Source organism: Fodinibius sp. AD559 (genome assembly GCF_052712805.1).
The window spans coordinates 150,590-163,453 of sequence record NZ_JBQPVW010000002.1; the positions used below are offsets into that span (position 1 = coordinate 150,590).

The 12,864-nt window shown below is 44.1% G+C and carries 3 protein-coding genes; all 3 read left to right on the plus strand.

The genetic code is table 11. The features are described 5' to 3' along the window. Positions 1-4: 4 nt before the first annotated feature. The 3 genes from ACQ4LT_RS03800 (at position 5) to ACQ4LT_RS03810 (ending at position 12,827) form a co-directional block, all read left to right on the plus strand. The gene (locus tag ACQ4LT_RS03800) at positions 5-8,701 is read left to right on the plus strand and encodes a GH36-type glycosyl hydrolase domain-containing protein (protein ID WP_445664689.1); all 8,697 of its coding nucleotides are present in this window, start codon (positions 5-7) and stop codon (positions 8,699-8,701) included. A gap of 225 nt (positions 8,702-8,926) precedes the next feature. Continuing rightward, positions 8,927-10,081 carry a chemotaxis protein CheB gene (locus tag ACQ4LT_RS03805; RefSeq protein WP_445664690.1) on the plus strand — a complete coding sequence of 385 codons (1,155 nt, stop codon included), beginning with the start codon at positions 8,927-8,929 and terminating at the stop codon, positions 10,079-10,081. Between the two features lie 31 nt (positions 10,082-10,112). Beyond that, the gene (locus tag ACQ4LT_RS03810) at positions 10,113-12,827 is read left to right on the plus strand and encodes a cation-translocating P-type ATPase (protein WP_445664691.1); all 2,715 of its coding nucleotides are present in this window, start codon (positions 10,113-10,115) and stop codon (positions 12,825-12,827) included. The last annotated feature ends 37 nt before the right edge of the window (positions 12,828-12,864 follow it).

Sequence of the window (12,864 nt, forward strand, 5' to 3'; positions counted from 1 at the left end):
AATTATGGCTAACCAAACCTCTTTAAAGTTCCACCCGGATTTACTGAATAAGGATGCAAAAGAACTGGCGCGCAGACATACTTTTACCCATCAGGATAAAGATATTTTACCAGTAAGACCCCAGCTTAATGAAGCAAAAGAAGAACTTACTGAGGCATACAGGACTTTGGCTACGTCCGTTAAACAAAATAAGGATATTACCCCTGCGGCTGAATGGTTGATTGACAATTTTTACATCATCCAGGAACAGATTGTACAAGTTGAAAATGATTTCCCTATCGGTTTTCAGCGCAATATCCCTCATTTAAGTTCCGGTTCTAACAAAGGTATGCCCCGGGTTTATGGTCTGGTACAGAACCTGGTGGTCCATACTGACGGTAAAGTTGATATCGAAAATATCACAAGGTATACCCAGAGCTATCAAGAAGAATTGCCACTGAAAGTAGGAGAGCTTTGGGCAATACCTATTATGGTACGATTTGTGTTAATACGCCAATTAGCAATAAAAGCGAATCGTGTTCTTAAACGGCGTGATATCCGAACAGATATTCAGGAGTTTATCACCTCGTTATTAGAGGAAGATTCTGATGAGCCGGGATGGGTGTTGCGCCGGGTTATTGACTGGATGGATACCCGTACTGATTCTTATGATGAACGGTTGCTATATGTAGAGCTTGCCCACCAGCTGCAAGGGGCCGGTCTTATATCAGAAGAAGAGAAAAAGTGGTTTAAGTACCAACTGCAATCATTTGGGACGACCCTTGATGAGGCACTCAGAGATGAAGCACAGCGGCAGTCAAAATTACAGGTTAGTATTAGAAATGCTGTTGTATCGATGCGGGAAGTCTCTGAAACCGAATGGCAGGATTTTGTTGAAGAGTGCTCTATTGTTGATCAGATTCTCCGGTTGGACCCAATGGGAAGTTTTACGGAAATAGATTCAGGAACCAAAGATCAGTACCGCAGTACAATAGAACGACTGGCCCGCCGCTCAGAATATTCAGAAAAAGAAGTCGCAGAAGAAGTCCTTTTACTTACCGAGCGTCATGCGGATAGCTCTACCCAAAATACCAATGATATTTTTCAGGATTACTCGGTGTTGAAAAAGCATGTTGGCTATTACCTGCTCGGGGAAGGTTATGATGAGTTGACACAGCGTATCGAATATAACATGCCTTTGAGTGAGCGAATTCGGGGCAAGCTGGAAGAAACGGCCGGCTACTATATTAGTTTTATTACCGCATTTACCCTTCTGCTACTGGCTATTCTGTGGGTAGCTACCGACGCCATCAGTTCTTCAATATTTGTATCTATAAGCGTCTTGCTGGTAGGATTTTTTCCCGCACTTGAACTATCAATTTCAGCAATCAACCGCTTCTTTGTGTTTTGGCTTCCGCCACGAATATTGCCCAAGATGGAAATCGAGGAGAATATACCGGACCGTGACCGCACGATGGTGGTGGTGCCAACCCTTGTGAGCTCACCGGAGGATGTGGAACGTCAGCTGGAAAAGTTAGAGATTACATCGCTGGCAAATCCTGATCCCGGATTGCAATTTGTACTATTATCCGATTTTGCCGACGCTGACCAAGAGAAAATGCCCGGAGATAAGGCCATACTTGAAAAGGCCAAAAATATGGTTGATGTATTGAATAAAAAATATTCTTCCCGTTATGGAGATAAGTTTTTTGTATTGCACCGCCGTAGGAAATGGAATCCTTCGGAAGAAAAGTGGATGGGCTGGGAGCGTAAACGGGGGAAACTGGAACAGTTAAACAAACTGTTTTGCAATTCGTCTGAAGATCCGTCATTCACATATATTTTTGGAGATTTTGTGGATTCAATCAAGGAGACTCCGGTCCGATTTGTCCTGACGCTGGACGCTGATACACGTACTCCACCTGAGAGTGTTATCGACTTGGTGCGCGTTGCATCACATCCCCTGAATCGGGCGTGGTACAACGAGGAAAAGGATCGTATCACTAAGGGATACGGTATTATTCAACCCCGGATATCTATTGCCCCAGATGCTGCAAATAAGTCAACTTTCGCGCGAATATTTTCCGGTAATGTTGGTATTGACCCTTATACGACTGCTGTATCTGATATTTATCAGGATCTGTTTGGAGAGGGAATTTATACAGGCAAGGGAATTTATGATGTTCGTGCTTTTCATACAGTGCTTAATGATCGATTCCCGGAGAATAGGATACTTTCTCACGATTTGATTGAAAGTAATTATGTGCGTGCAGCGCTGAGTACGGATATCGAACTGTTTGATGAATATCCCACGAATTATGCCAGTTACTGCAAAAGAAATCATCGGTGGACACGTGGCGACTGGCAGATTGCAAGCTGGATATTTGGGAAAGCACCTGGTCCTGAGGAAAATAAAGAGAATCCTATTAATCTTTTGTCGCGATGGAAAATTTTTGATAATCTTCGCCGGTCGCTCAACCCCTTGTTTTTATCTTTTATTTTTGTTGCCGGATGGTTCTGGCTGCCGGGTTCGGCATTAATCTGGACGCTTGCAGCCTTTGGCATTCTTGCTTTTCCGATTTATGTGAGTTTTTCGACTGATATAATGAATCGCCCAACGCGTATTCAATGGAAATTATATTTCGAAAAGGTACGGTCTAATCTAAAAATTAATACTATCCAGGCTGTATCAACGCTGGCTGTTTTACCCCATCAAGCTATGCTACACCTGGATGCTATTGGGCGCACACTTTGGCGATTGCATGTGTCAAATAAACAGTTATTGGAATGGACATCAGCATCTCAGGCTGAGAAAATGAGTTCAAATAATCTCAGTTCTTATTTTCGTTCAATGTGGGTGTCGGTTGTGTTGGGAGCGGGTGTTTTATTGACAGCAATACTGATTAATCCGACAGATCTCTTGATTGTCATTCCGTTTTCTTTGCTGTGGATGAGTTCGCCATATTTTGCCTGGTATTTCAGTGCTGTTGATAGAAAGAAGAAAAGTGAACTTTCGGAAGACGATGAAATAACCCTTAGAACATATGTCCGGCGCACCTGGTTTTATTTTGAGCGATTGGTTAATGAAGAATACTCTTGGCTCCCCCCTGATAATGACCAAGAGGATCCATCGCTTCCACCTGTTGCTCGTACGTCTCCGACGAATATTGGATTGACACTGGTATCAACACTGGCGGCCTATGAAATGGGCTATATTACTATTAGCGAGTTTTTGACGCGATTGGAAAAAACGTTGACCTCACTGGTTCAACTGGATCGATATAAAGGACATTTTTATAACTGGTACGAAATACGGCTGGGAGAGGTATTAAGTCCCAAATATGTATCGACGGTTGACTCGGGTAATCTTGCTGCCGGTCTAATAGTTATAAAACAGGCAGTTAACCAACTCATGGAAAAAGATAATCCCAACAGTGCTTTTTGGGATGGATTAAGAGATACTATTGAAACTCTGAGATCTATAATGGACGAAGTTAATGCAGAAGCAGATAATTCTGATCAGCTTTGTACAGAAGTAGGAACCTGCCTGGATAGAATCTCAGACAAGTTAAATGGGGACCCACCCACAACTATTTCCGGAAGTCTCAATTTATTAGATGAGCTGAAAGTATTTGCCCGTAATCTATGCGGAAGAAATATTATGCAGCTTCGGAGCTCATTGGGTGATGAGCGCGTGGACGACCTACTTTATTGGTTGGAAAGCCCATTTCGGCAAATTAAAAGTTATAGAGATGAATTAAAACAGTTTAAGAATTCGCCTCTCGACGATGCCCTGCAAGTTTCTCCGAAACAGCGCTTGAACAATGTTCAGCAGTCGGTAAAGAATACCGGTGGATATAAACTTTTGAAAAGATGGGAAGACCAAATCCGTTCTATTAGTAAAATCAGTGAGCGGCTGGTTTCTGATATGGATTTTAGCTTTCTGTATAACAAAAAAAGAGGGTTGTTCAGTATCGGATATAATGTGGAAAAAGCAGAGCTTGATGAGGGTACGTATGACTTGCTGGCCAGCGAAGCCCGTATTGCATCAATAATAGCCATCGCCAAGGGTGATGTGTCTTCAGAGCATTGGTTTCGGTTGGGGCGGCGTTTAACCAGTCGTAACGGGCATGAGTTTTTACTCTCTTGGGGAGGAACCACGTTTGAATACCTGATGCCTCACTTATTTACAAGATCATATCCGAACACCCTGTTAAATCATACATACGGTCATATTGTAGACCTGCAACGAGAGTACGCTGAAAAGTTTGACCGTCCCTGGGGGTTTTCTGAAAGTGCTTACAACAGCCTTAATATGGATTTGAATTATCAGTATCGAGCTTTTGGAGTTCCCGGCTTGGGATTGAAACGAGGGCTGGCTGAGGAGTTTGTTGTAGCTCCGTATGCCTCCGTTTTATCATTAATGACAGATCCCAAGGCATCGTTAAATAATCTGGACGAATTAAAACAGATTGGAGCTTTGGGACTAAAGGGATTCTATGATGCAGTTGATTTTACGCCAGATCATCTTGCTGAATCAGAGCCATATAAGGTAGTAAAAACATACATGGCGCATCATAATGGCATGAGTCTTCTTGCCCTTTTAAATGTATTAAATGATTGGTCTGTACAGCACTATTTTCATTCCGATCCCAAGATAAAAGCCTGTGAACTGTTGCTGCAGGAACGCATTCCCCGGGGTATTCCCGTCAAAGAACCGTATCCGATAGATGTAGAGATGGAGCCGGGTGAGCAGCACAGCATAACATATACTGTTGACCACGCAGGAATAAAAGATCTCGATAACACCCCTCCACGGGTTCATCTGCTCTCAAATGGAAGTTTTCATTCTTTTGTAAGTCATGCCGGTACTGGGAGTTCTCGTTATGAAAATACTCGGCTAACCGGCTGGAAATCCGATCCTACGGAAGATCCGCTGGGCCAGTTTATTTATATTAAAGATCGCGAAACAGGAGAGTTCTGGTCGGCCTTTCATCAGCCTGTTAAACGAAAACCGGATCGATACGATACTTGGTTTCACAATGGTAAAATACAGACTTCAAGGGTAGACGAATGGATTGAAACGACTACCGAGATATGTGTCTCACCTGAAAATCCTATAGAGCTTAGAAAAATTACGCTCACGAACTATGCAGAACAAGAACGGAGCCTCGAGCTTACCAGTTATGCCGAAATTGTTCTTAATGGGCCCGAAGATCATAAATCCCATCCGGCTTTTTCGAAACTATTTGTACAGACTGATTACTTGCCCGAACATCACGGTATACTTGCCTGGCGCAGACCCCGCAGCGCTGATGAAGATGCAAAATGGATGGTACATATGGTGGCCAGTCACGATCTGGAAAACCTGACCGAACCGTTACAGTTTGAAACGGAACGCTCAAATTTTATTGGTCGGGGGCGATCGTTAATGAATCCGCAGGCGATGGATTCTAATTATAAACTAAGTGGATCAATAGGAAATGTGTTGGACCCAATATTAAGCCTGCGTCGGATGGTTACACTGAAACCAGGAGAAAAGATAGAGATTACGTTTGGTACCGGCTGGGCTGATTCCCGGGAAGAAGCTGAAGATTTGGCTGATAGGTTTGACAATCCACATGCCGTTGAACGGGCTTTCGAGCTGTCTTCCATTTATAACACCGTTGAATTGGAGCATATAGGAATTAGTGGCGACCGGTACCAGTATTTCCAAAAGCTGGCAGGGTATATGTTATACAACGATTCTCGTTTTAGGGCAGAATCGGAAGTACTTTTGCGCAACCGACGCCAGCAGTCCGGCCTGTGGTCTTATGGAATTTCGGGTGATAATCCGATTATTGTTTTCCGGATCAGGCAGTCTGATCAACTAAAGTCACTAAAAAAATTGTTAAAAGGACATCTTTTTTGGAAGCATCGGGGATTGCAGACCGATCTGGTTATTATTAATGATCACCCGCCCAGCTATGCCGACGAGCTACAGGAAGGAATTCAACAAGCGGTTGAAGCTTCCCACAGCAGTCACCAGGGGCACGGAGAGGGTGATGTATTTGTATTACGTTCTGATCGCCTCTCTGATGAGGATTTAACTCTTGTACTAACAGTAGCTTCAATAGTTTTGAGGGGAACCCTTCCTGAAATCAATGTTTTTAATAATAGTGATGAAGAAGTCAGTTCGTTTGAGAAAGGGGGTAAAACCAAGACTTATAAACAGGCTGAAATAGGGGAAGAGGTAACCAAAAAGAATATTGCGGATGAAGAAGCTCTCCAATTTTTTAATGGTTATGGTGGTTTTTCAGATGATGGTAGTGAGTATCGCATCATTATTAGGATCGATTCCGAGAATGAGACGGCCCGGCTTCCTCCTGCTCCCTGGGTTAATATTATTGCCAATAGTTCATTTGGATTTTTAGCTACCGAAAGTGGGGCAGGTTATACCTGGAGCCAAAATAGCCGGGAAAACAAACTGACGTCTTGGTCAAATGATCCGGTGCTCGATCCGTCTGCGGAAGCATTTTATATACGAGATGAAGAAAATAAAAGATATTGGTCACCCACACCGGGGCCGGTACCTGGACAAAACAGTTATGAGATTTCTCATGGATTTGGATATACCAGATATGAACACACATCCTACAGCTTAAAATCAGAGCTAGTCCAATTTGTCCCGAAGGATGATCCGGTTAAAATATCCAGGTTGAAAATAAGAAATAGGAGTAATAGAAAACGGCGGATATCGGTGTTTAGCTACCATGAATGGGTGTTGGGAATCAATCGCGAAGATTCTGCTCCTTTTATAATTCAGGAGGCAGATGAAAACAGCGATGCCATTTATACCCGGAACTATTATAATAATGAGTTTTCGGATCGAATTGCTTTTGCCTCTTGCGCGGGAGTATCTAAAAAAGGGGCGGAAGTATCGTTTACCACCGACCGGCAGTTCTTTATCGGTCGAAATTGCTCACTGGAAAAGCCAGAAGCCGTGGCAGATCGGGAAAAACTTGACGAAGAGGTTAATACAGGTGGTGATCCCTGTGCTGCTTTTCAAATCGTACTGGTATTAGAACCAGGAGAAGAAATTGAGTGCAGTATACTGATGGGAGAAACCGCTAATAGAAATAAAGCAGAAAAGCTGGTTCAAGAATATCAAAAGCATGAACAGGTTGAAGAGGCGTTCCATGAAATAACTGAATTTTGGAGAGAGCGATTGACTCGCATCCAAGTAGAAACTCCGGACTCTTCCCTTAATAGGATAATGAACGGCTGGCTGATGTATCAGAATATTGCTTGCCGGATGTTATCGCGGACTGGTTTTTATCAGGCCGGTGGTGCGTTTGGATTCCGTGATCAGCTTCAGGATGCAATGGCTGCTTTGTATGTGGATCCGCAAATGACCCGGGGGCAAATTCTGCTGCATGCCTCACGGCAGTTCCCGGAGGGTGATGTGCAACATTGGTGGCATCCGCCGACAGGCAGAGGCGTCCGTTCAAAAATAACCGATGACAGACTTTGGCTGCCGTATGTTGTGGACTTTTATATAGAGTCGACAGGAGATAAGGATATTTTGGAGGAGAGGGTTCCGTACCTTGAAGCCCGCAAGCTGGAAGAACATGAGCATGAGGTATATCTGCAGCCACAGGAATCGAATAAGAAGGGTTCTCTGTATGAACATTGTATAAGGGCGATTGACGTAACAATGGAAACCGGGGAACACGGTCTGCCGCTGATTGGCACTGGTGACTGGAACGACGGTATGAACCGGGTGGGAGCTCAAGGAAAGGGAGAGAGCGTATGGCTGGGATTTTTTCTCCATATCATCCTGCAAAAGTTTGCGAAATACAGCAAAAAGAGAGGGGATAAAGAACGGGCTGAACGATACGAAGAGGAGGCTCAAAGGCTTGCAAAACATCTCAATAAAGAGGGATGGGACGGTGAGTGGTACATTCGGGCTTTTTATGATGATGGTTCGCCGCTGGGTTCTGCTCAAAATGATGAGGGTCGTATAGATGCCATTTCCCAATCGTGGTCGGTCATTTCGGGAGTGGCTCCCAAAAAGAAGAGGCATCAGGCGCTTGCCGCTTTGGAAAAGCATCTGGTTTCGAAAGAGGATCGTTTAATTCGATTGTTAACTCCACCGTTTGATCAAACCGATCAAAATCCGGGATATATAAAGGGATATATACCTGGTGTTCGCGAAAACGGTGGGCAATATACACACGCTGCTGTTTGGGCAATAAAAGCATTTGCTGAAAGCGGATTTGGGAATAAGGCCGTTGAATGCCTGCATATGATAAACCCGGTAAACCATGCATTAAATCCAGAGCAGGTAGCGAAATATAAGGTAGAGCCTTATGTGGTTGCGGCCGATGTTTATGGTGAACCTCCGCTTACCGGCCGGGGCGGATGGACTTGGTACACGGGATCGGCCGGCTGGATGTACCGGGTAGCCCTGGAGTCGATATTGGGTATTCGAATTAAAGAGCATACGTTGATTATTCAGCCGGTGATTTCATCAGAGTGGGATTCCTATAATATTGAGTGGAGGATGAATGATGGGAAAACCGTTTACCATATGGAAATTAGTAATCCTGATGAGTTGCAATCCGGAGGACTTGAAGGTACAGTCGATGGAGAGCCAGTAAGTTTTCCAAATGGCAAAGCGAAGATAAGATTGAAAAGCGATGGACAAGAACATAGCATTAAATTACAGTTAATTCGTTAACTGGTTTGACTTAATCTGAGAGTAAAATTTGGGTTTGAATCAAGGATGATATCATTCTTTGATTTACTCTATTCAGCTGTAGTAGAAAATCCCACATCCTTCACCTTAAGAACCGTACAAAAAGCAGGAATTTAAAGTAGTATTATTATTGAAAGTTATAATTAGGATGATTGTAGTATCGTAGCTTTGAGGAAGAAAAGGCAGCGATATAAAAAGGAGTTAGTTATGGAAGAAATTAACGTATTGGTTGTAGATGAGCATATTTTAGTTCGCCGGGCTATTGTAGGTATTCTGAATAAGGAGACCAATGTAATCGTCAAGGTTTGTGGAGATAAAAGTAAATGTGAGAAGATGGTCCAAAATGAGAACCCTGATGTGATTTTATTTGATATTGAGAGTTCGAAATCAGATGGGTATTCAATTTTTAATACTCTGCGGGTACGATTTCCCAAGCTTCCAATTGTGGTGATAAGCTCTCGTTCAGAGAACGGGGCACGGTCGGCTTTATATGCTTTGCGTAACGGAGCAGTTAATGTTCTTACGACCCCCAAAAATAATAATGCTCTTTTACTTTCCGGGTGTCATCTTGAAAAACGGCTTCCACTAATAATTAAAGGTGCTGCTCAAACGATTAGCAGAAATACCGTTGACAGATGGCTCGTAGAAAAGACAACCCGAAAGCAAAAAGATGCTGAGGAGAAAAAACAGAGACGCAATATTCGTGAAGGATCGGTTAAATTGGTAGTGATAGGAGGTGATATGGGAGGACCGAAAGCACTGAATACTATTTTAAAAGATCTTCCTTCTGATTTTCCTGTTCCAATTGTTGCCGTTCAACATTTTCCCAAATTTTATACTCATGCTTTGGCTCAAAAATTGAGGAAAAATTCAAAGCTTTCTGTTTGTGAAGCTGTTGATGGTGCTGAGCTAATGCCCGGAACAGTTTGGCTTGCTCCTGGCGGTCACCATTGTGAAATCCAACAGAATGGAAATAGATCTTTTTTGAAAGTTCACCGTGGTCCCAGAGAAAATGAATCTCGTCCTTCTATTGATGTGCTTTTTAGATCGGCCGCAAGAATACATGGTTCAAGAGTAATGGGGGTGATTTTGAGCGGAAATGGATCTGATGGTTTGGCCGGTGCCAAGGTTATACAGGACAAGGGTGGAGTGATCTTGGTACAAGATCCGGGAAGTGCGATGGTTGATGATCTACCATTATCTGTGATAAGAGAAGGTGAGATAGACAACTATTATCCCGCTGAGCAGATTGCCAATGAGCTTGTAAAGCATATTGCAATGACCAGGAAAAGTAAAAAGACAGCAAGTTTTTATAATTACAATCTTTATAAAAGAGAACCCGAATACTTCAAGTCAGTTTGATAGTCTGATGAATTAATATCCCAAAGAAATAATGAATAGACGGACTCCAATTACTTCTCCTGAAAAGGCATGGGCTGCTGATTTTGAGGATGTTTTAAATGATTTGCAAAGCAGACGAGAGAAAGGCCTTACTCGGGCTGAAGTAAAAAAACGGCTTGAAAAATTTGGCGCCAATCAGTTAAGAAAACATGAGAGAAAGAGTATATGGCAGATACTGGTTGATCAGTTTAAAAGCCTAATCATCCTATTGTTGGCCGTAGCTGCGGCCGTTTCCTTTCTCTATAATGAAATATTGGAAGGTTGGGCCATTACCGTGGTTATTGTCATCAATACGGCTATAGGATTTTTTACTGAACTGCGTGCCGTTCGGTCTATGGAAGCACTCTATAAGCTCGGAAGGGTGGAGACGAGGGTACGCAGAAACGGGGAGATTATAAAAATTGATGCCCGTAATCTGGTTCCCGGTGACATCATTCTTTTTGAAGGGGGCGATGTAATTACGGCCGATATTCGCATAATTGAGGCCTCGAAACTGCAGGCGGATGAGTCTCCTCTTACCGGTGAAAGCATGCCGGTGGGTAAAGAGGCGGAACCTGTAGAAAAAGATACGGTATTAGGTGATCGAACATCGATGCTTTATAAGGGGACTTCTATAACCCGGGGGTCAGGCGAAGGAGTTGTTGTGTCAACCGGACAGGAAACGGAATTAGGGCATATCTCTTCGCTGGTTGAAGACGCAGAAGAGGAACAAACCCCCCTCGAAGAACGCCTTGATAAACTTGGTTATCGGTTGCTTGTATTAACATTAGTTATAACCGTCCTTATTTCTATAAGTGGAATTTTGTCGGGTAAAGAGACTTTTCTGATGATTCAAACCGGTATCGCCCTTGCTGTGGCTGCCATTCCCGAGGGGCTTCCCATTGTAGCGACTATAGCACTGGCTAAAGGCATGCGTATTATGGCTCGGAAAAATGCTCTAATCAACCGACTCTCCTCGGTTGAAACGCTGGGTGCCACTGAAACTATTTTTTCAGATAAGACCGGTACACTTACCGAAAATAAAATGAGTGTCACCCGTTTGCTTTTATCAGAACGGGAGCTTGATGCGGAATCCGGATTTTTTGAGAAAAATGGCGAAGACAAGGACGCCAAACTGGCATTGGAAACGGGGGTATTTTGTAATAACGCTACCTATTCTGATGATCAGGATGAAAGTAGCGGAGATCCTCTGGAAGTAGCGCTTTTGGAAGCAGGTCATTTGGCCGGGATAGAGCAAAAAGAGCTTCTGGAGCAATATCCGGAAGCTCGGGAAGAGGCTTTTGACCCAGAGGTGAAAATGATGGCAACCTGGAATGAGGTTGAACAGGACCGGTATCGTATCTCGGTAAAAGGGGCTCCGGACACGGTCTTGGATCATTGCAAATCATATTTGCGAAATGGAGAACAACTTTCGTTATCCGAAGAAGAAAGATCCAAGTGGGAAACGATTAATGAGGAACTTGCTGCAGATGGATTGCGGGTTATAGCCTTGGCATATCGCTATACCGATACGACCGAAGGCAATCCCTATGAAAACTTGGTGTTTGTCGGAATGGTAGGATTGTTGGATCCACCGCGTAAAGATGTAAGATCTGCTATTGAAGCATGTAAAGAGGCAGGTATCCGGGTAGTGATGGTGACGGGAGATCAGCCGCAGACGGCAGAATTTATTGCAAAATCAGTTGGCTTAGTTACAGAAGAACATACTGAGCTTATTCACGGACAGGATCTGCCTTCCCCGAAAAAACTGGAAGCCTCCCGAAAGAATACTCAGCAAATTATGGGAGCGAATATTTTTGCCCGTATCAGTCCCAAACAAAAACTTGATCTTATTGAGCTGTATCAAAAAAATGGACATGTTGTAGGTATGACGGGCGATGGAGTGAATGATGCACCAGCCCTTAAAAAAGCAGATATCGGAATAGCTATGGGGCAGCGCGGAACACAGGTAGCCCGTGAAGCCTCGCATATGGTTCTGACCGATGATGCTTTTTCTACTATTGTTACCGCTATTAAACAGGGACGCGTCATCTTCGATAACATCCGGAAGTTTGTCATCTATCTTCTGAGCGGCAACGTCGGGGAAATTCTGGCGGTCGCTATTGCCTCATTCCTTAGCATTCAGGTGGGCGGCGTGGAGGTGCTTCCGCTGCTTCCGCTCCAGATTCTGTATCTAAATCTGCTGAACGACGTGTTTCCGGCACTTGCGCTCGGCATTGGGCCAGGTAATCCGGTGGTGATGCGTCAACCCCCGCGCGGTGCCGACGAGCCGATTATTACACGTTTTCATTGGGGCGAAATCGGGGGCTACGGCGCGCTCATTGGCGCTACTATTCTGGGCGTGTTTTTCTGGTCGATCTACGGCACCTCGATGGGCCCCGAAGAGGTCGTGACGACCACCTTTCTATCCCTGTCGATTGCGCGCCTCTTGCATGTCTTTAACATGCGGCGTCCAGAGTCTGGTTTCTTCCGAAACGAGATTACGCAAAATCGGTGGGTTTGGGCGGCGCTTGGGCTTGATGTGGGACTATTACTTTTGGCTGTTTATTGGACTCCGCTGGCTGGCGTACTTAAGGTGACTGCACCTAATGCGACAATGTGGATGTTCGTGGCTGTGGGCAGCATCATCCCGCTTATTGGTGGACAGATTTATTTGGCATATCGCAAACGCACGGCTAATTCGAGTCGTTCTGAGGCTTCTTCGTAAATTTCCCCGAGAAAGAAAAGTGGAAAGGAGCGGACTT